We start from the raw sequence: 19,736 nt of genomic DNA, 5'->3' as shown, positions 1-19,736 counted from the left end.
CGGCTGCCGGGCAGGCGTCAGAAGCCGCGTGTCCGCTTGGCCGCCTTGCGGGCCCCTCCGGCCGCCCCGGGCGCCCGCAGCATCAGCCGCGAGATCTCCGCGCCCAGGTTCACGCCGATGGCGATGGCCATCGCCATCGCCGCCGCCTTGGTCAGCGAGCCCAGCCCCTTGTCCACGTCGTTCTGGGCGATCGCCAGCAGCCCGAAGTACGTCGCCGAGCCCGGCAGCAGCGGGCCGATCGCCGCCGTCGTGTACGGCAGCGCCGACGCGTACCGGTAGCGCGACAGCAACTGTCCGAACAGACCCACGACCCCCGCCGCCGCCGCCGTGGACGCCACCGGCGACAGACCGCCCGCGTAGTGCATCGCGCCGTACACCGACCAGGCGACGCCCCCGTTGAGCGTCACCGCCAGCACCGTGGTCCGCTCCTGCTGGAGCAGCACCGCGAAGGTCAGGGACAGCACCATCGAGGCGATGATCTGCACCACCGGCCGCTCGCTGACGCTCAGCGCCGCGTCGGGGTTCAGCTTCGCGCCGACCTGGACGCCGAGGTACAGCATCACCAGCACGCCGACGACGATCCCCACGAAGAAGTACATGACCTCCAGCAGGCGCGCGGCCGCGGTGATGTAGTAGCCGGTCAGACCGTCCTGCACGCCGGCCACCAGGGCCCGTCCGGGCAGCAGTGCGAACAGGCCACCGGTGATCACCGCGGACGCCTTCACGTCGACGTGCGCCAGCGTCAGCGCCACGCCCATCGCGGCCGGCGGCATCGCGGCGACGGTGAACTGGTAGAACTCCGGCAGCCCGCGCCCCGCGCACAGCCACGCCAGCCGGTCGCCGAGCATCGCGCCGAGCGCGGCCGCGACGAACACCACCGGACCACCGCCCACCAGCACCGAGGCCGCACCCGCGAGCAGCCCGCTGGCCAGCGTCAGCACCCAGGTGGGATACGGGTGCCGGTTGCGGCGCATCTCCGCCAGCCGCCGGTACGCCTCCTCCAGCGAGATGTGCGTCTCCGGGTCGCTGATGTCGTCCACCAGCTGGAACACGGCCGCCAGGCGCGTGTAGTCGGTGGCGCGGCGCCGCACGGTCCGGGCCGCGGACACCGGGTCGTCCACCAGCGACGGCTGGTAGGTGATGGACAGCAGGGTGAAGGTGACGTTCGGCTCGCACCGGTCCAGCCCGTAGGAGCGGCACACGGCGAACATCGCCGCCTCCACGTCCTCGGCGCCCTCACCGCCGGCCAGCAGCAGCTCGCCGAGCCGCAGCGTCAGGTCGAGCACCCTCGGGACGGCCGGACCGCCCTCCTCGGCCCGCTGCACCGGCTCCGGCGCGGGCCGGTCCGCCACCGGCATCCGCAGCATCGTGCGCATCCGGTCCTGCCAGGGAGCGTCCTTGGCCCCGCCCACCAGCGGGATGCCCGAGGCCGGAGTGAACGCCGAGGGAGCGCTCCGGGTGCTGTAGGTACGCGGCGGACTGAACGCCGACCCCTCCGGCTCCGCGTCCGGCGAGCCCGGCACGTCCAGCCCCGCCGGAACCGCGAACTCCGACGTCGTCGCCGACTCCGTGTCCACGGCGTCCGCCGTCTCCACCCCCGCAGGGGGAGCGAACGCACTCCTCGCCTCGTCCGACTGCGGCTTGCGGTCCTCCGCCTCCGTCACCTAAGCAGCGCTCCCTGTACGACACCGATAGGGCTCAGTATGCGCACAGACACGTGAACGGGCCGCACGCGCACGCGTGCGGCCCGTTCACGGACGGCGGACGGCGGGACTCAGTGGCCGCCCTGGTCCTCGAAGCGCTTGTAGGAACGCTCGATCTCGGCCTCGGCCTCGGTGCGGCCGACCCAGTCGGCGCCCTCGACGGACTTGCCGGGCTCCAGGTCCTTGTAGACCTCGAATTGTTGCGCTGACCTGCGGCTACGTCCAATCGGTGGCTGAGCTGCGCCCGGGCGTGGTGATTGATGGTGGTCGAAGGTGCCCCCCTGGCGGTCGTCCCACGGCCCGGAGACGGCCCAGCCCGGGCCCCAAGACCCGCAGTGCGTACGGACGTGAACGCAGACGGAGGGGGCTGAATGCGACGGAAGCCACTTGGCGTAGCGTCGCCGTGTGCTGGCACTTTTCGACCTGGACAACACTCTGATCGACCGTACCGCGGGCCTTGAGGACTGGTACTACAGCCTCAGATCTTGAGTTTGTGATCGATTCTGTTCGGGTTGTCGCCAGGGACGGAGGCGGGCGGGCAGGGGGTCGCCGCGCCGTTTGTAGTGGCTGACGGTGGCCCGGGTCTGGTGCAGGGCTCGCCAGTGATGCTGCTGGAGGTGGTAGGCGTCGCTGTGGTGGGCGGTCAGGGCGGTGGCGGCGAGGAGACAGGCGAGGGCCGGGACGGTCAGCCGGATCAGGGGAAGGTGTTCCTTCCCGCTGTTGCCTGCGCTTTTCCCCCGACTGCCGGGTCTGGACCAGTGGGCCCAGCCGCAGGCTCTGGTTCCGGGTCGGGGTGGCGGGCGCGCTGGACGGTCAGGAAGGCCAGGGCGAGCATCGCGCAGGTCACGTGCCGGTGCCAGGAGGTCCAGCGGCGGACCTGGTACTGGCCGAGGCCGGTGATCTGTTTGGCAAGCTCGTTGTTCTCCTCGATCTTCCAGCGGACCCCGGCCCTCACGATCGCCTCGGTGACCGGGTCGCCGGCGGGGGCATGAACGAGGAAGTACGCGTACTCGAAGTCCACGAAGCCGCCGGCCAGTTGCTTCTTCTCGGTACTGCGGCGGATCAGCAGCTGGTGGGCGAAGCCGTCGGCCGGCATCTGTCCGGGCAGAGTGACCTCGAACCAGGCCCAGTCGTAGGCGCGCCGGCCCTTGGAGCCCTCGCCCTGGCTGCGGCGCTCCCACTGCTCACGCACCGTGGCGTAGTGCAGCAGATCACCGGCCGCCGCGACCTTCGGCAGGCGCAGCTTGCCCGGCGGGCCCTGAACCGGCAGGGAGACCGGCACTGCGAGCACGTAGCGGATCTTCTGCTCGTGCAGCCAGGACCTGAGGGCGGGGTCCTTGCCGTAGTCCGCGTCTGCGGCCACCCAGGAGAACGGCAGGCCGCCGGCCGCCGCGCCCTGGAGCATGGCGATGCCCAGGTGCGGCTTGGTGGTGAAGACGACCTCGTCGGGCACCCCGGCCGCCCGGCACCGCTCACGGTCCTTCGTCCAGGACTGCGGCAGGTACAGGCGCCGGTCGCAGAAGGTGTGGCCGCTCGCGGCGGCGTAGGTGAGCATCACCATGACCTGGCAGTTGCGGACGTCACCGGTCGTCCCGCAGTGCTGGTGGGCGACCCCGACAGACTTGTCCCCCTTCTTGATCACCTGGGTGTCGTCCAGGACCAGCGTCGCGTCCGGATCCCCCAACTCCCGCGCCACATACGCCTGCACCTCGCTCAGCAGCGCGTCCGCGCTCCAGGACGCCTCACCAAGGAACTTCTGAATCCGGTGCGGGGTGGCATGCCCGGCCCTCCCCGCCATCGTCCAGCCGTTCTTTCGGCCCAGGTCCGACAACAGCCCCTCGACGAGATCGGCGAACACCTCCCGCGGCTCCGGCCGGGCGAACAGATGCCCCAACCCGCCAGTCAGGACAGCCAGTCCCTCGGCCCAGTTCCCGACGTGTTCCGTACTCACATCCATCAGCATGACCGGACAACGATCAGCACCGATCACCAGTCACATGATCTGAGGCTGTAGTACTGGGCCCGTGGTTTCGTGCGCTCGCGTGCCCTGCCCCATGAGGCAGAGGCCATAATCTGTGATCGGCTCAGCGAGCGGGCACACCCTGAGGACTTCGTGGACCTGCGGGCGATCCTCCATCTCGGCGATGCCCCGGAAGACCTTTGGCACGAGTACGTCGATGGCGTCGCGCACTCGGTGCACTGCTTCCCCGGGGCCAGGGAAGGGCTCGAAGCCCTGCGCCGCGCGGGGTGGACCATCGGCATCGCGACGAACGGCGCGGGTGACATCCAGCGCGCCAAGCTCGCTGCGACCGGTCTCGCCCCGCTCTTCCACGGCATCTGTGTGTCGGGGGAAGCGGGGGTACGTAAGCCGGAGCGTCGGTTCTTCGAGGCCGCGGCGGCTGAGTGCGGATTGGCTCTCAACGACGGGGGATGGATGGTCGGCGACAATCCCGAGACGGACATGGTCGGGGCGAGGACAGTCGGACTGCGAACGATGTGGGTGGCCGCCGGCCGCGAGTGGCCCGATAGCTCCCCCGCGCCCGACGCCATCGCGTCGGACATCGTGGGCGCCATCGGGGTTCTGCGCGGCGAGCGGCTCAGTGGCCTGCCAGGCCCAAGGGCTTGGGGTTCGTAGGTAATGTCCATGACGATGGGGTGATCCGACTTAAGCCGAGGTTCTCAGACGATGGGGGAGTCCTGAGGTGACGCAGCCCGATAAGGGCGTGGTTTCTTGATCTCGAAATGAAGAAGAAGCACCATCGAGATATGAGCCTCGTTCACCTGGTCCTGACCAAGTACTGGACTCGCGGTTGCTACTACGCAGAGGAGGTCCATGGCACATCAGAAACGGAAGAGCGTGACCGTTTCCTGTTCAACCGGCAAACGGGCATCTCATATAGGAACGTGCCGTGGTCTGGCCCTCGCCAAATGGCCCCCTACGACCGATCTTGGCACGAGGTCGGGGACTGCCCCTGGGGCACCACCGTCTACAAAGGCGAGGGAAGTCCGCAGCCGACAACACCACATCTTGTTCTGAACGACATGGTTGGAACTCGCCACTGCTACGCAACAAAGAGGAACAAGGACGGAAGCCTGCACTGCTTCGCCGACAGCAAGGACTACAAGAATGCTCCCGAAGACACTTCTTCGGACCCGCGAGTCGGATCCCGGCACGATCTGAAGGATTGCCCTTGGCCAGAGGATGAGGTAAGGGGGATGAATCTCTTCTACCGCATGTTCGTGACAAAGGGATGAGCTGATCTCGCGGAATTCCTGGACTGGCCATCGGCGGTCATCCTCGCGTCTCTTTGCGACCAGTAGGGCGACCCGTTGGTGAGGGAGCCTGCTAGCACGGACGATGGTGGAGTCCACCGAGACCACCCAGTTCAGGTCGGCCTCATCGTCGGCCTGGGCCATCAGCGCCGAGAACACGCGCTCCCACATGCCGTCCGCCGCCCGCATCCGCAGCCGGTTATAGACACCCCGCCAGTTGCCGTACTTCTCCGGGAGGTGCATCCACTGCGTCCCGGTCTGGAACTTATAGGCGATCGCGTCGATCACCTCACGGTGATCCCGCCACCGCCCACCCCGCTTCGGCGTCCGGTCCGGAAGTAACGGCTCGATCCGCGCCCACTGCGCGTCAGCCAACGGCACAACCAGACCAATGATCAGATGATCTGAACGAAACGGCCTAGTACTCCAGCGAGCAATTGTCAAGAGTTGTGGTTCGGGTGACGCGTGATCAGGCAGCGGCGGTCTCTGCGCGCTCGACCAGGACGCCGTTTTCGAACGTGGCGCCCGCGCGGACCAGGGCGACGAGGTGGGCTCCGGTGACCGCGCGCCAGCGGGCCTGGGCGGACTCGACGAGCTTGAACACCATCGCGAGGGCCGCGGCCGGGCTGCCTGCCCCGCGGGTGACCTTGGTGCGGAGCTTGACGGTGGAGAAGGTCGACTCGATCGGGTTGGTGGTCCGCAGGTGGATCCAGTGCTCGGCCGGGAAGTCGTAGAACGCCAGCAGTTCCTCCCGGTCGTCGGTGATCTTCGCGACGGCCTTGGGGAACTTGGCGCCGTAGGTGCGCGCGAACGCCTCGATCGCCTTCTCGGCGTGCGTTCGGTCCTCGGCGTTGTAGATCTCCTGCATCGCCTTCGTCGCGCCCGGCTGTGCGGACTTCGGCAGGGCGTTAGTGACATTGCGGGCCTTGTGGACCCAGCACCTCTGGTGGCGGGCAGCCGGGAACACCTCGGCCAGCGCCTTCCACAGACCCATCGCGCCGTCGCCGACGACCAGTTCGGGATCGCGCATGCCCCGGCGGCGGCAGTCGCGCAGCAGGTCGGCCCACGACTCGGTGGACTCGCGCAGCCCCTCGGCCAGCGCGATCAGTTCCTTGGTGCCGTCCAGGCGCACACCCATCAGCACCAGGACGCAGGAGTGCGCCTGCCCGAGCCGGACCTTGGGGTGCACCCCGTCCGCCCACACGTACACGTAGTCGGACTCGGCGAGGTCGCGCTGCTGGAAGGCGGCGTGGTCGTCGCTCCACTGCTTCGTCAGCCGGGTCACGGTCGCCGGCGACAGCCCGGCCGAGCTGCCGAGGAACTGCTCCAGCGCGGGCACGAAGTCCCCCGAGGACAGTCCATGCAGGTAGAGCAGCGGCAGCACCTCGCTGACCTTGGGCGACTTGCGGCACCACGGCGGCAGGATCTTCGAGGAGAACCGCATCCGCTCGCCGGTGGCCGCATCCACCCGCTTGTCGTTCACGCGCGGGGCCGTGACCTCGACGGGACCGGCCGCGGTGGTGACAGTGCGGGGCCGGTGGCGGCCGTTGCGCACCACCAGGCGACGCCCGGCCTCATCCGTCTCGGCGGCCAACTCGGCTATGTACTGGTTGACTTCGGCTTCCAGCGCGGCGGCGAGCATCCGCCGGGCGCCCTCACGGACGATCTCGTCGATCAGGGAGCCGGACTCGGTCGAACCATCGGCATTGACTACGCTGAGCACGGGCGTGCCTTCCCGACCCGCGCTGCGAACGCGGGCCTACTCGGTGACCATCAAAGGATCATTCGGGAAGGTACGCCCTCCGCGTTCCTCCCGGGGTCGATCCACAGGTCTTGAGCATTGCTCGGCGCCGGGATGCGGCAGGGCGAGGTGTTCGGCCTGGCCGTCGAGGACATCGACGCGGAAGGCGGTTGGCTGCACGTGCGATGCCAGGTGAAGCAGGCGGGCAGCACCCTGATGTTCGGTCCGCCCAAGGGCGGCAAGGAGCGGGACATCCCGCTGTCCGAAGGTCTCGGGGAGCGCCTAGCGGAGCACTGCCGGAGGTTCGCGCCACAACCGGTCACGCTGCCGTGGCAGACGCCCGACGGCGCAGAGGTGACTCGCAAGCTCGTCTTCCTACGCGACGGCAAGCCTCTCGCCGTACACCGGAACGTCTTCAATGCATCCGTGTGGAAGCCCGCGCTCGTGGGGGCCGGGCTCCTCCTGGACGAGAAGGACGAATGGGGCCGTTACCCGGCGGCCCGAGAGCACGGGATGCACGCCCTGAGGCACATGTACGCTTCCGTGCTGCTCGACGCGGGGGAGAACATCAAGGCGCTCGCGTCGTACCTCGGACACCACGATCCGGCGCTGACCCTCCGGATCTACGCCCACCTCATGCCGAGCAGCGAGCACCGCGCCCGACGGGCCGTAGACGGGGCCATTTTCGGCTCCCACGGCCCAGAGACGGCCCAGAGCCCGGAAGGATCTTCCGGCGACGTTGCCGAGTGAACGCAGAACGGGCCCTGTCCCTCCCGAATAGCACCGGGAGGGGCAGGGCCCGCAGCGTGGTCCAGGGACCGTACGACCTACGGAAAGCGCAGGTCAGAGGGCTCAGTGGCCGCCCTGGTCCTCGAAGCGCTTGTAGGAACGCTCGATCTCGGCCTCGGCCTCGGTGCGGCCGACCCAGTCGGCGCCCTCGACGGACTTGCCGGGCTCCAGGTCCTTGTAGACCTCGAAGAAGTGCTGGATCTCCAGGCGGTCGAACTCCGACACGTGGTGGATGTCCCGGAGGTGCTCCACCCGCGGGTCGGTGGCCGGCACGCACAGCAGCTTGTCGTCGCCGCCGGCCTCGTCCGTCATCCGGAACATGCCGATCGCACGGCACTTGATCAGGCAGCCCGGGAAGGTCGGCTCGTCCAGGATGACCAGCGCGTCCAGCGGGTCGCCGTCCTCGCCGAGGGTGTTCTCGACGAAGCCGTAGTCGGTCGGGTAGGCGGTCGAGGTGAAGAGGCGACGGTCCAGGCGGATCCGACCGGTCTCGTGGTCCACCTCGTACTTGTTCCGCGAACCCTTCGGGATCTCGATCGTGACGTCGAACTCCACCGGTGGCTCCTCCATGATCAGCGCACAGTTCTGGTGGTTAAGTGTCCCTCACGCAGGTGAGTGCTCGCGAAAGGGGCTGGTGGTCGTGCCGGAGCTGAGGCCGTGGCGGTCCGCGGGGCCGCGGACGGCGCGCATCGCGAACGCCGTGCGACCCCGCCTCGCCCGGATCGCCGCGGTCGCGAAACCGTTGAAACCGAGGATCACGCGGTGGACACGGTCCACGAAACCCCAGGTCGCGCGGGTGCGGACCTGGGGGTACACGGCCGGTGCCGCAACGGCGGGACTGGCCCTCGCCGTCGGCGCGGTCACCGCCGCGGGCCCCTGGGACTCCTCCGGCCAGCGTACGGCCGAGCGCGAACGGGCCGCCGCCGACCGCTCGACAGGTGGCGCAGATCACGGTCACGGCTCCCGCCCGGTGTCCGCCGGGCCCCGCCCCGCGCCCAGCGCCGCCTCCGTGCTCGCCGGACTCGGCGGGGCCGCCCCCGTGGTGAAGTCCGCGCCCGGCTCCCGCCCGCTCGCCGACGTCCTCGACCCGCTGCTGAGCGGTCCCGCGCTGGGCGAGCGGCACGGCGCCGCGGTCGTCGACCTGGCCACCGGCCGGCGCCTGTACGGCGCCGGCGCCGACGACGCCCTGATCCCCGCCTCCACCACCAAGATCGCCACGGCGGTCGCCGCGCTGTCCGCGCTCGGCCCCGACCACCGGCTGACCACCCGCGCCGCCTTCGAGCCCGACACCGGCGAACTCGTCCTCGTCGGCGGCGGCGACCCCACCCTCACCGCCCGCCCGGACCGCGCCGGCCGGGCCGACCTGCGCACCCTCGCCGACCGCACCGCCCGCAAGCTCGGCGAACGCGGTGTACGCCGGGTCACCCTGTCGTACGACACTACGCTCTACGCCGGTCCCGAGCTCCACCCGATCGGGGTCAACGCCAACCTCGCCCCGGTCACCGCCCTGATGGCCGACGAAGCCCGTACCGACGGCTCCACCAGCGGCCCCGCCCCGCGCAGCGCCGAGCCCGCCGCCGACGCCACCCGCGTCTTCGCCGAGGCCCTCGCCCTGCACGGCATCCGCACCAGCGCACCCGGCCCCTCCAAGGCCAGCACCCGCGCAGAGACCCTCGCCACCGTCTCCTCGCCGCCCCTGGCCACCCTCGTCGAGCGCATGCTGACCCACAGCGACAACGACCTCGCCGAGGCCCTCGTCCGCCACACCGCGCTCGCCACCGGCCAGCGCCCCGACTTCGACGGCGCCGGCCGCGCCGTCCGCGCCCAGCTGGCCAAGCTCGGGCTGCCCGTCGAGGGCACCGCCTTCCACGACGGCAGCGGACTGAGCAGGGAGGACCGGCTCACCACCGGCCTGCTCACCGCGCTGCTCGCCGAGGCCGCCGACCCCGCCCGCCCCGAGCTGCGGCCCATCCTCACCGGGCTGCCGGTGGCCGGCTTCACCGGCACCCTGACCAGCCGCTACGCCGACGGCGCCGCCGGTCTCGTCCGCGCCAAGACCGGCACCCTGACCGGCGTCAACGCCCTCGCCGGAACCGTCGTCGACCGCGACGGCCGCGTCCTCGCCTTCGCCTTCCTCACCTCCGGCACCGTCGACCCGGGGGCCACCCGGGCCGCCCTGGACCGGGCCGCCACCGCCCTCGCGGACTGCGGCTGCCGCTGAGGCCGGCGTCCGGGGCCGCCGGGGCCGTGGAGGGCGGCGCCCTGGCGGGCCCCGGCGGTGCCGGGCGACCGGCCGCCGAGGGTCCGGCGGCGGGAGCGGCCCGCGGCTGTCCGCTGCCCGCCGGCTGTCCGCTGCCCGCCGGCTGCCCACTGCCCGTCCACTGCCTGCCGGTCCGCCGCCCGGTGCCGGGCGCCCGGCGCGACCCCGCTCCGCAGGCCCGCCGCGGCACCGGCGGGGCACCGGCGGGGCGCACTCGACGGCCTGCCCCGGGCCGCGGGGCTCACGTACGGTTGACGCATGACGAGCATCGGTGGTGCCGCACCCGCTGGGATGATCGACTGGAACCTCGCCGTGGCGACGGCCACCCGGCTGGTCCGGCCGGGCCCCGAGATCAGCAGGGACGAGGCCCGCGCCGTCGTCGCCGAACTGCGCCGGCACGCCAAGGCCTCCGAGGAGCACGTACGGGCCTTCACCCGGCTCGGCGGCGACACCCTCGACGACACGCCCGTCCTCGTCGTGGACCGGCCCGGCTGGGTCAGGGCCAACGTCGCCGGGTTCCGCGAGATCCTCAGGCCGCTGCTCGACAAGATGCAGGAGCGCCGCGACGGCACGCCCGGCGGCGCCGTCCTCGGCGCCGTCGGCGGCAAGGTCACCGGCGTCGAACTCGGCATGCTGCTGTCCTTCCTGGCCTCCCGCGTGCTCGGCCAGTACGAGACCTTCGCGCCCGCCGCCCGCGATCTGCCGGCCGGCGGAACGGGCGGCGGCCGGCTGCTGCTGGTCGCGCCGAACATCGTCCACGTCGAACGCGAACTCGACGTCGACCCGCACGACTTCCGGCTGTGGGTGTGCCTGCACGAGGAGACCCACCGCACCCAGTTCACCGCCGTGCCGTGGCTGCGCGACCACCTGGAGGGCGAGATCCAGGCCTTCCTCGCCCAGACCGACATCGACCCCGGGACCGTCCTGGAGCGCATCCGGGAGGCCGCCCAGACCCTCGCCGGCGGCCGGCCCGAGGGCGAGGAGGCCGACGGCGGGCGCTCCCTGGTGGAACTCGTCCAGACCCCCGCCCAACGCGAGATCCTCGGCCGGCTCACCGCCGTGATGTCCCTGCTCGAAGGCCACGCCGACTACGTCATGGACGGCGTCGGCCCCGACGTGGTGGGCTCCGTCGCCGAGATCCGCGAGAAGTTCCAGCAGCGCCGCGCCAGGGGAGCCTCCCGCCTCGACCTCGCGCTGCGCCGACTGCTCGGCCTGGACGCCAAGCTCCGCCAGTACCGCGACGGCGAACGGTTCGTACGGGCCGTCGTCGACCAGGTCGGCATGGACGGCTTCAACCGGGTGTGGACCTCCCCCAACACCCTCCCCACCAAGTCGGAGATCGCCGGACCGGCGGACTGGATCGCACGGGTGCACGGCAGGGCGGAGGAGTGACACCGCGCACGAGCGGAGTGAACGCCGTCCGGCGGGCGGCAGACGAACGCCCCTCCAATCACCCGTCCGAGGGACCGTGGGGCATGGACAGGCGTGCAATGCTCGGGGTACGGCCCGCTTCTGTCACCATCGACACACTCTGAGTGACCGAATTCGGGTTCACCCCCCGACAACTTCATGAAGGGAACCGGACATGGGTCCCCATCCTGCGGTCGCGGCGATACGCCTGGCGGTCCGCCGCGTCCTCCACGACATCCTCACCGAGCACACCCAGCACACCCAGCACACCCAACAGTCCCGGCCCGACGCCGGGCACGTCACCGGGCGCGTCACCGGGCACGGCGAACGCCCCGGACAGCCCGAGCACGCCGCGCGCCTCTCCGGCGGACGCACCTCCGTGCAGACGGCGGCGACCGCGCCCGCGCAGACCTCCGCGCCCCCCGAGCAGCCCCCCGAGCAGCCCCCCGCGCCTCCGTCCCAGGCCGCCGCGCGCCCCCAGGCGCCCCGCGCACGCCGTGCCGACGCCCCGACTGCCCCGACTGCGCCGACTGCGCCGACTGCGCGGGCTCCGCACGCGCCGGTCGTGCTCGTCGCCTGCTCCGGCGGCGCCGACTCCATGGCCCTCGCCTCCGCCCTCGCCTTCGAAGCCCCCAAGCTCGGCATCCGGGCCGGCGGCGTCACCGTCGACCACGGCCTCCAGGCCGGCTCCGACCTGCGGGCCGAGGAAGTCGTGCTGCGCCTGAGCCAGCTCGGCCTCGACCCCGTCGAGGCCGTCACCGTCACCGTCGGCCGCGACGGAGGGCCCGAGGCAGCCGCCCGCGACGCCCGCTACGCCGCCCTGGACGCCGCCGCCGTACGCCACGGCGCCGCCGCCGTCCTCCTCGGACACACCCGCGACGACCAGGCCGAGACCGTCCTGCTCGGCCTCGCCCGCGGCTCCGGCATCCGCTCCCTGTCCGGCATGGCCGCGGTCTCGGGGGCCGGCGGCCGCTACCGGCGCCCCTTCCTCCAGCTCGACCGGCAGACCGCCCGAACGGCGTGCATGGCGCAGTCGCTGCCCGTCTGGGACGACCCGCACAACGCGGACCCCGCCTACACCCGCTCACGGCTGCGCCACGAGGGGCTGCCCGCGCTGGAGAAGGCCCTCGGCAAGGGGGTCGTCGAGGCCCTCGCCCGAACGGCCCAGCTCTCGCGGGACGACGCCGACGCCCTCGACATCTGGGCCGGACAGGCCGACGCCTCGGTGCGCGACGCCGCCGGGCTGCTCGAATGCGCCAAGCTCTACGCCCTGCCGCCCGCCGTCCGCCGCCGGATCCTGCGCCGTGCCGCCATCGAGGCAGGCGCCCCGGCCGGTTCGCTCTTCGCCCGGCACATCGAGGAGGTCGACCGGCTGATCACGGGATGGCGCGGCCAGGGAGCCATCAACCTCCCCGGCAAGGTCGTGGCCCGGCGTCAGGGTGGCAGACTGGTGCTCCGGCAAGGCTGACTCCCTCCCCCGCGGAGGGGGATCCGGCCCCTCCCCGCGGAGGGGCCGGAGAGCCGGTGGGACGACCGAAAGTGATGCGGGTGGACGCGAAAGACATGGGTGCCGACCTCAAGCAGGTGCTCATCACCAAGGAAGAGATCGACGCGAAGCTGGCCGAGCTGGCCGCGAAGATCGACGCTGAGTACGCGGGCAAGGACCTGCTCATCGTCGGTGTCCTCAAGGGCGCCGTCATGGTCATGGCCGACCTGGCCCGAGCGCTGTCCACCCCCGTCACCATGGACTGGATGGCCGTCTCCTCCTACGGCGCGGGCACCCAGTCCTCCGGCGTGGTGCGGATCCTCAAGGACCTCGACACCGACATCAAGGGCAAGCACGTCCTGATCGTCGAGGACATCATCGACTCCGGCCTGACGCTCTCCTGGCTGCTGTCGAACCTCGGCTCCCGGGAGCCCGAGTCGCTGAAGGTGTGCACCCTGCTGCGCAAGCCCGACGCGGCGAAGGTCGCCATCGACGTCGAATGGGTGGGCTTCGACATCCCCAACGAGTTCGTCGTCGGCTACGGCCTCGACTACGCCGAGAAGTACCGCAACCTGCCGTTCGTCGGTACGCTCGCGCCCCACGTCTACGGCGGCTGACCCGAAGGGCCCAGTCCCGTAGGAAGATCGGGAACCCCGGCGGGGTTCGCGCCGTTGGAGCAGGCAGACGGGTTCGTCAGGCGTCCGTGCGGCTCCGCGCCGCGATGCTGGGGTACCGTCAGAAGAACTGTCTTATCAAACTCACTATGGCAGGAGGGACGGGGCGGCACCGCTCCGTATGGATGGACGTGAAGCGATACTTCCGTGGGCCGGTCATGTGGATCGTGCTGGCCGTCCTTGCCGTGGTCGTGTTGATGCAGGTCGTCGGCTCGTCCGGGGGCTACAAGACGGTGGACACCGGCCAGGTCGTCCAGGCGATCAATGAGAACAAGGTCAAGTCGGCCAAACTGACCACCGGCGACGAGCAGACCATCAAGGCCGAGCTCAAGGACGGCGAAAAGGTCGAGGGCAGCTCGAAGATCCAGGCGAGCTACATCGGCGACCAGGGCGTGACCGTCGCCAGCACGCTGCAACAGAAGTACCAGGACAAGCAGATCCCCGACGGCTACACCGTCTCGCCGTCGAAGCAGAACCCGATCGTGGGCATCCTGCTCTCGCTGCTCCCCTTCGTCCTGATCGTGGTCGTCTTCCTGTTCCTGATGAATCAGATGCAGGGCGGCGGCTCCCGGGTGATGAACTTCGGGAAGTCCAAGGCCAAGCTCATCACCAAGGACACGCCGAAGACCACCTTCACCGACGTCGCCGGTTCGGACGAGGCCGTCGAGGAGCTCCACGAGATCAAGGAGTTCCTCCAGGAACCGGCCAAGTTCCAGGCGGTCGGCGCCAAGATCCCCAAGGGTGTGCTGCTCTACGGCCCGCCCGGCACCGGCAAGACCCTGCTCGCCCGCGCCGTCGCCGGCGAGGCCGGGGTGCCGTTCTACTCGATCTCCGGCTCCGACTTCGTCGAGATGTTCGTCGGCGTCGGCGCCTCCCGGGTCCGCGACCTGTTCGAGCAGGCCAAGGCGAACGCCCCGGCGATCGTCTTCGTCGACGAGATCGACGCCGTCGGCCGCCACCGCGGTGCCGGTCTGGGCGGCGGTCACGACGAGCGCGAGCAGACCCTCAACCAGCTGCTCGTCGAGATGGACGGCTTCGACGTCAAGGGCGGTGTGATCCTCATCGCCGCCACCAACCGCCCGGACATCCTCGACCCGGCACTGCTGCGTCCCGGCCGCTTCGACCGGCAGATCGCCGTCGACCGCCCGGACATGCAGGGCCGTCTGGAGATCCTCAAGGTCCACCAGAAGGGCAAGCCGGTCGCGCCGGACGTCGACCTGTCGGCCGTCGCCCGCCGCACCCCCGGCTTCACCGGTGCCGATCTCTCCAACGTGCTGAACGAGGCCGCGCTGCTCACGGCCCGCTCGGACAAGAAGCTGATCGACAACCAGATGCTGGACGAGGCGATCGACCGTGTGGTCGCGGGCCCGCAGAAGCGGACCCGGATCATGTCGGACAAGGAGAAGAAGATCACCGCGTACCACGAGGGCGGTCACGCCCTGGTCGCGGCGGCCTCCCCGAACTCCGACCCGGTCCACAAGATCACGATTCTCAGTCGCGGTCGCGCGCTCGGCTACACCATGGTCCTGCCGGACGAGGACAAGTACTCCACGACCCGCAACGAGATGCTGGACCAGCTGGCCTACATGCTGGGCGGCCGCGCGGCCGAGGAGCTCGTCTTCCACGACCCGACCACGGGCGCGGCCAACGACATCGAGAAGGCCACGGCCACCGCCCGCGCGATGGTCACCCAGTACGGCATGACCGAGCGGCTCGGCGCCATCAAGTTCGGCGGCGACAACACCGAGCCCTTCCTCGGCCGTGAGATGGCTCACCAGCGCGACTACTCGGAAGAGGTCGCCGCTCTGGTGGACGAGGAAGTCAAGAAGCTCATCGAGAACGCGCACAACGAGGCCTGGGAGATCCTGGTCGAGAACCGCGACGTCCTCGACAACCTCGTCCTGGCCCTGCTGGAGAAGGAGACGCTCGGCAAGGAGGAGATCGCGGAGATCTTCGCCCCGATCGTCAAGCGGCCGCCGCGTCCCGCCTGGACCGGCTCCTCCCGCCGTACGCCGTCGACCCGCCCGCCGGTGCTCTCCCCCAAGGAGCTCGCACTGACGAACGGCGCCAACGGCACGACCCCCGCGATCAGCACCGTGAAGTCCACGGCGACGGAGACCGCCGCCCCGGCGGCCGACCCGGTCGCCGAGGAGCGGCCCGAGAGCTGACACCCCGGTCCCGGTGATCTCACCGGGCCCGGAATGGATGCCGCGCCCCCCGGGTTCTAGCCTGGGGGGCGCGGCATGTGTGTATGCCCGCAGGTGAGGCGCGTGATGGCACGCGACAGGTACAGGAACGAGGCACGAGATGACGGACCCGGTGACGCTGGCCGGCGAGGGCCCCATCGGTGAGTTCGACGAGAAGCGCGCCGAGAACGCCGTTCGCGAGCTGTTGATCGCCGTGGGGGAGGACCCGGACCGCGAGGGCCTCAGGGACACCCCGGCGCGGGTTGCGCGGGCCTACCGCGAACTGCTCGCGGGCCTCAGGCAGGAGCCGGAGGACGTCCTGACGACGACGTTCGACCTGGGGCACGACGAGATGGTCCTGGTGAGGGACATCGAGATCGTGTCGCTGTGCGAACACCACCTGCTGCCCTTCCACGGGGTGGCCCACGTCGGGTACATCCCGGCCGACAGCGGCAAGATCACCGGGCTGTCGAAGCTGGCCCGCCTCGTCGAGGTGTTCGCCCGCCGGCCGCAGGTGCAGGAACGACTCACCACGCAGATCGCCGACTCGCTGATGCGGATCCTGGAGGCGCGGGGCGCGATCGTGGTGATCGAGGCGGAACACATGTGCATGTCGGTGCGCGGTATCCGCAAGCCGGGCGCCAAGACCACGACCTCCGCGGTGCGGGGGCAGCTGCGGGACGCCACGACCCGCGCCGAGGCGATGAGCCTGATACTGGCCCGCTGAGCGCTCCGCCGGAAACGCCGCGGCAAAGCGGCTCCGCCGGTTGCCGTGGCGGAGTCCTTCGCTGGAGGTGCCGCGAGGTGACGTCGTTCGCCCGCGGCGCCGTCGTCCCCGTCGTGGCTGGTCGCGCGGTTCCCCGCGCCCCTTCAGGGCGCGGCCGATCCGCAGTGGAGCACGCCCCGGCCGGGAGGTCAGGCGGCGGGGGCGGCGCCGGTGCCGTCCTGGTCGTCGTCCTCCGGGAGCTTGCAGACGCGCTCCAGGAAGAGAGCGGCCGCTATGACGCCGACGCCGGCCAGTACCGAGAAGCCGGCGTAGATCGCCTGGTCGCGGCGGGCCGGGATCTCAAGGTACTCCAGCAGGAAGACGCCCGTGCCGCCGTACATGCCGGCGACCAGGGCGGCGACGAGGGCGCTGGCCTGCCCGAAGACGACCGCGCGGGCCGCCATGAGGGGGTCGACGCCCTTGGCGCCGGGCCGCCGCTCGCGCTGCGCTCTGAGCCGGGAGCGCAGGGACAGGGCCGTGGCGAGCAGGATCACGGCGATCACGGCCAGCACGACGGGCGCCGCCAGAGGGACGCTGGGCAGCGTGCCGACCGAGTTCCACAGGCGGGCGCCCGCCCAGGACAGGACGCCGGCGACGACGAAAACGCCGACCAGCACCCTGATGCGCAGCTCTCTCACGGTGTCCCTTCAGCTCCCCCGGACGTGACGGTCCTGTCGACCTTAACGACTACTCCGGCAGCTGGAGTTCCAGGTCCTCGCGCGGCGCGACACCCGCCCGGGGGACGGCGTCCAGCAGCGCGGCGACGGCTCCCCGGCCCGGCAGCTCGGCCCCGGGCTCGATGTCGTGCCAGGGCGCGAGGACGAAGGCGCGCTCATGGGCGCGCGGATGGGGCAGGGTGAGGACGGGGTCGTCGGAGACCACGTCGGCGTAGGCGACGATGTCGACGTCCAGGGTGCGGGCGCCCCAGCGCTCCTCGCGGACCCGGTGGAAGGCCTCCTCGACGGCGTGTGCCCGTTCCAGCAGGGAGGACGGGGGCAGCGTGGTCCGCAGGACCACGACCGCGTTGAAGTACGAGGGCTGGCTGCCGGGCTCCACGCCCCACGGCTCCGTCTCGTAGACGCGGGAGACCGCCTTGACGCGGATGCCCGGGGTGTCCTCCAGGGCGTCGATGGCGCCCTGCAGGGTCTCCAGGCGGTTGCCCAGGTTGGAGCCGAGGGACAGCACGGCCCGCCGGGGGTTCTGCAGGGTGGTGTCGGCGGCGTCGACGGCCTCGACGACGGAGGCCGGCACCGGCTGGACGGTCGGGTCGTGGGGACCGCCGGTGAACGACGTGCTCATGCTCGGCTCCGGGTGATGGTGACGGTCACGTCGTCGAAGGGCACCGTGATCGGGGCGTCCGGTTTGTGCACGCAGACCTCGACCTCCCGTACCGCGTCGTGCGCGAGGCAGGTCCGGGCGATGCGCTCGGCCAGCGTCTCGATGAGGTCGACCGGCTCGCCCTCGACGACCGCGACGACCTCCTCGGCCACGACGCCGTAGTGCACGGTCTTCGTCAGGTCGTCGTCGGCCGCGGCCGGCCGGGTGTCCAGCCCCAGGACGAGGTCCACGACGAACGTCTGGCCCTCCTCGCGTTCCTCGGGGAAGACGCCGTGATGCCCACGGGCCTTCAGGCCGCGCAGCGCGACACGATCCACGATCACTCCTGCAGTCGTCGGTGAGGGCCGGCGCGCACCGCGTGCGGGCGGTGTACCGGCCGCGAACGAGTCTACCCGCGGGCACCGGCGGCACCGGGCCGCGGGTGCGGCGGTCCGGAGCAGTCGGTGTGCACCCGGGCGGAAAGGGGTCCGGCGGGGTCCGGCGGGGTCTGACGGGGTCTGACGGGTCTGACGGGGGCCGATGAGGTCTGTGACGGGGTTCAGCCGGGTTCCGCGGCTGTCTCCCTCGCGGGACCCGGCGCCGCACGACCCGGAAGCCGCACCTACCCGGGCAGGGTGATCCCAACCACTTCTTCGTCCCTGCGGGGGCGCGCGGCGTCCGCTGCTGACGTCGGTCCCGTCAGGCGGGCGTACCGCCGTCCTCCTGGTCGTCGTTCTCGGCGAGGACCGGTGAGGCGTGGTGGGACCAGATCTTCCAGCCGTCGGAGGTGCGCCGGAACACGTTGGTGGCGACCACGAGCTGCCCCACGAGCGGGCCGAGCTCGTCGCCGGCCTCCGGCGCGGGCCCGCCGCTGAGGATGTTCTCCGTGCAGGTGACCAGGGCGGTGTCGCCGGTGACGGAGACATGCACGTCGGTGAGGAAGAACTGGATGTAGTCCGTGTTCGCCATGATCAGCGCGTACGACCGGAGGACCTCGGCGCGGCCGGTCAGCACGGGCCAGCCGGGGTGGACGCAGGAGACCACGCCGGTGTCCGCCGGGTCGTGGTACTCCTCGTCCACGCCCAGGTCGGAGGGGCTGAGCCAGAGCCCGGTGAGCGTGTCGAAGTCGCCGCGTTCGAGAGCCTCGTAGAACGCGGTGTTGGCGGCTTCCACCTGTTCGACGTCGGTGTGCGGGGCGCTCACCGCGCTCCTTCCACGGCACGGGCGACGCGGACCGCGTCCGCGGTGGCGCGGACCTCGTGCACGCGCACCGCCCAGGCGCCGGCCTGCGCCGCGAGCGCGGAGACGGCGGCGGTGGCGGCGTCGCGCTCGCGGGCGGGCGGCGGGGCGCCGTCGGGGCCGGCGAGGACCCGGCCGAGGAACCGCTTGCGGGAGGCGGCGACGAGCACCGGGTGGCCGAGGGCGCGCAGCCGGTCGAGCCGGGCCAGCAGGGCGAGGTCGTGCTCGGCCTCCTTGGAGAAGCCGAGGCCGGGGTCGACGACGATGCGGTCGGGGGCGATGCCGCCGTCCAGCACCGCCTGCACGCGCGCGTGCAGCTCGTCGACGACCTCGCCGACGACGTCGGTGTACTGCCCCCGCACGTTCGCGCCCTGCAGGAAGCCGCGCCAGTGCATGACGACGAACGGGGCGCCCGCGGCGGCGACGGCGGGGACCATGGCGGGGTCGGCGAGGCCTCCGCTGACGTCGTTGACGAGCGCGGCCCCGGCGTCCAGGGCCCGCGTCGCGACGGAGGCGCGCAGGGTGTCGACCGACACCGTCACGCCTTCGGAGGCGAGACCGCGGACGACGGGGACGACCCGCCGCAGCTCCTCGTCCTCGTCGACGCGGGTGGCGTGGGGGCGGGTCGACTCGCCGCCGACGTCCACGAGGTCGGCTCCCCGGGCGACCAGGTCGAGGCCGTGCTTGATGGCCGCGGTGGTGTCGAACCAGCGGCCGCCGTCGGAGAAGGAGTCCGGGGTCACGTTGACGACACCCATGACCGCGCACCGGTCCCATTCCGGAAGGCCCGCGACGCGCCCGCGTCCGCTCTGCTTGCTCATACGGCCAGCGTAGGCCCCGCGCGGGGGGCGAACCCGGCGCGGCCCGGGCACGGGCTCCGCAGCCGGAAAAG

At 71.4% G+C, this 19,736-nt stretch carries 18 protein-coding genes and 1 pseudogene; 8 read left to right on the top strand and 11 right to left on the bottom strand.

Translation table 11 applies throughout. The features are described from left to right. Positions 1 to 17: 17 nt before the first annotated feature. The 3 genes and pseudogenes from AC5K6T_RS20235 to AC5K6T_RS20225 all read right to left on the bottom strand — a co-directional run bounded on the left by AC5K6T_RS20235 (position 18) and on the right by AC5K6T_RS20225 (position 3,666). Positions 18 to 1,664 (bottom strand): threonine/serine exporter family protein, encoded by a 1,647-nt coding sequence (locus AC5K6T_RS20235; protein WP_493210995.1) that lies wholly within the window; start codon positions 1,662 to 1,664, stop codon positions 18 to 20. 110 nt (positions 1,665 to 1,774) lie between these two features. Then, positions 1,775 to 1,900, bottom strand: a pseudogene (locus tag AC5K6T_RS20230) (inorganic diphosphatase); the annotation flags it as partial. A gap of 497 nt (positions 1,901 to 2,397) precedes the next feature. Next, positions 2,398 to 3,666, bottom strand: a complete 1,269-nt coding sequence (locus AC5K6T_RS20225; protein ID WP_493210994.1) for an IS701 family transposase — start codon at positions 3,664 to 3,666, stop codon at positions 2,398 to 2,400. A gap of 150 nt (positions 3,667 to 3,816) precedes the next feature. Between AC5K6T_RS20225 and AC5K6T_RS20220 the strand changes: the two genes are divergently transcribed. Continuing rightward, positions 3,817 to 4,338, top strand: coding sequence for an HAD family hydrolase (locus AC5K6T_RS20220; RefSeq protein WP_493210992.1), 522 nt, complete (start codon positions 3,817 to 3,819; stop codon positions 4,336 to 4,338). A 257-nt stretch (positions 4,339 to 4,595) separates the two neighbouring features. Here the strand turns inward: AC5K6T_RS20220 and AC5K6T_RS20215 are convergent, their stop codons facing one another. Both AC5K6T_RS20215 and AC5K6T_RS20210 read right to left on the bottom strand, forming a co-directional pair. Then, entirely contained in the window at positions 4,596 to 5,357 is a 762-nt protein-coding gene (locus AC5K6T_RS20215) for a transposase (RefSeq protein WP_493210990.1), read from the bottom strand. A gap of 88 nt (positions 5,358 to 5,445) precedes the next feature. Further along, complete coding sequence (locus AC5K6T_RS20210; RefSeq protein ID WP_493208984.1) at positions 5,446 to 6,699, bottom strand: IS256 family transposase; 1,254 nt, start codon at positions 6,697 to 6,699, stop codon at positions 5,446 to 5,448. A gap of 117 nt (positions 6,700 to 6,816) precedes the next feature. On the opposite strand from AC5K6T_RS20210, the gene AC5K6T_RS20205 reads away from it, so the two are divergent. After that, positions 6,817 to 7,467 carry a tyrosine-type recombinase/integrase gene (locus tag AC5K6T_RS20205; protein WP_493210989.1) on the top strand — a complete coding sequence of 217 codons (651 nt, stop codon included), beginning with the start codon at positions 6,817 to 6,819 and terminating at the stop codon, positions 7,465 to 7,467. Between the two features lie 102 nt (positions 7,468 to 7,569). On the opposite strand, the gene AC5K6T_RS20200 is transcribed toward AC5K6T_RS20205, so the two are convergent. After that, a complete protein-coding gene (locus AC5K6T_RS20200) occupies positions 7,570 to 8,061 on the bottom strand; it encodes an inorganic diphosphatase (protein ID WP_250402346.1) in 492 nt (163 codons plus the stop codon). A 79-nt stretch (positions 8,062 to 8,140) separates the two neighbouring features. Here AC5K6T_RS20200 and dacB point away from each other — a divergent pair, with 79 nt between their 5' ends. The 6 genes from dacB (at position 8,141) to folE (ending at position 16,249) form a co-directional block, all read left to right on the top strand. After that, positions 8,141 to 9,727, top strand: a complete 1,587-nt coding sequence (gene dacB, locus AC5K6T_RS20195) for a D-alanyl-D-alanine carboxypeptidase/D-alanyl-D-alanine endopeptidase (protein WP_493210987.1) — start codon at positions 8,141 to 8,143, stop codon at positions 9,725 to 9,727. A 297-nt stretch (positions 9,728 to 10,024) separates the two neighbouring features. Next, positions 10,025 to 11,158: a zinc-dependent metalloprotease gene (locus tag AC5K6T_RS20190; protein WP_493210985.1), complete on the top strand. Its 1,134-nt coding sequence runs from the start codon at positions 10,025 to 10,027 to the stop codon at positions 11,156 to 11,158. Between the two features lie 193 nt (positions 11,159 to 11,351). Next, a complete protein-coding gene (gene tilS / locus AC5K6T_RS20185; protein ID WP_493210984.1) occupies positions 11,352 to 12,644 on the top strand; it encodes a tRNA lysidine(34) synthetase TilS in 1,293 nt (430 codons plus the stop codon). 74 nt (positions 12,645 to 12,718) lie between these two features. Further along, the gene (hpt, locus tag AC5K6T_RS20180) at positions 12,719 to 13,279 is read left to right on the top strand and encodes a hypoxanthine phosphoribosyltransferase (RefSeq protein WP_067028163.1); all 561 of its coding nucleotides are present in this window, start codon (positions 12,719 to 12,721) and stop codon (positions 13,277 to 13,279) included. Between the two features lie 182 nt (positions 13,280 to 13,461). Continuing rightward, positions 13,462 to 15,504 (top strand): ATP-dependent zinc metalloprotease FtsH, encoded by a 2,043-nt coding sequence (gene ftsH / locus AC5K6T_RS20175; protein ID WP_493212141.1) that lies wholly within the window; start codon positions 13,462 to 13,464, stop codon positions 15,502 to 15,504. A 139-nt stretch (positions 15,505 to 15,643) separates the two neighbouring features. Then, a complete protein-coding gene (gene folE, locus AC5K6T_RS20170; RefSeq protein WP_493210982.1) occupies positions 15,644 to 16,249 on the top strand; it encodes a GTP cyclohydrolase I FolE in 606 nt (201 codons plus the stop codon). Positions 16,250 to 16,437: 188 nt separating this feature from the next. Here folE and AC5K6T_RS20165 read toward each other — a convergent pair whose 3' ends face one another. The 5 genes from AC5K6T_RS20165 to folP all read right to left on the bottom strand — a co-directional run bounded on the left by AC5K6T_RS20165 (position 16,438) and on the right by folP (position 19,665). Then, positions 16,438 to 16,926: a DUF3180 domain-containing protein gene (locus tag AC5K6T_RS20165; RefSeq protein WP_493210981.1), complete on the bottom strand. Its 489-nt coding sequence runs from the start codon at positions 16,924 to 16,926 to the stop codon at positions 16,438 to 16,440. A 49-nt stretch (positions 16,927 to 16,975) separates the two neighbouring features. Then, positions 16,976 to 17,587 (bottom strand): 2-amino-4-hydroxy-6-hydroxymethyldihydropteridine diphosphokinase, encoded by a 612-nt coding sequence (gene folK, locus AC5K6T_RS20160; RefSeq protein ID WP_493210980.1) that lies wholly within the window; start codon positions 17,585 to 17,587, stop codon positions 16,976 to 16,978. After that, positions 17,584 to 17,943, bottom strand: coding sequence for a dihydroneopterin aldolase (gene folB, locus AC5K6T_RS20155; protein WP_493210978.1), 360 nt, complete (start codon positions 17,941 to 17,943; stop codon positions 17,584 to 17,586). Before folB ends, folK begins: the two co-directional genes overlap by 4 nt. Before the next feature lie 361 nt (positions 17,944 to 18,304). Then, positions 18,305 to 18,808: a nuclear transport factor 2 family protein gene (locus tag AC5K6T_RS20150; protein WP_493210977.1), complete on the bottom strand. Its 504-nt coding sequence runs from the start codon at positions 18,806 to 18,808 to the stop codon at positions 18,305 to 18,307. After that, positions 18,805 to 19,665, bottom strand: a complete 861-nt coding sequence (gene folP, locus AC5K6T_RS20145; protein WP_493210976.1) for a dihydropteroate synthase — start codon at positions 19,663 to 19,665, stop codon at positions 18,805 to 18,807. Before folP ends, AC5K6T_RS20150 begins: the two co-directional genes overlap by 4 nt. Positions 19,666 to 19,736 lie beyond the last annotated feature (71 nt).

The sequence above is a fragment of the Streptomyces sp. B8-7 genome (assembly GCF_058833805.1).
This window is presented reverse-complemented; position numbering and strand designations above follow the sequence as displayed.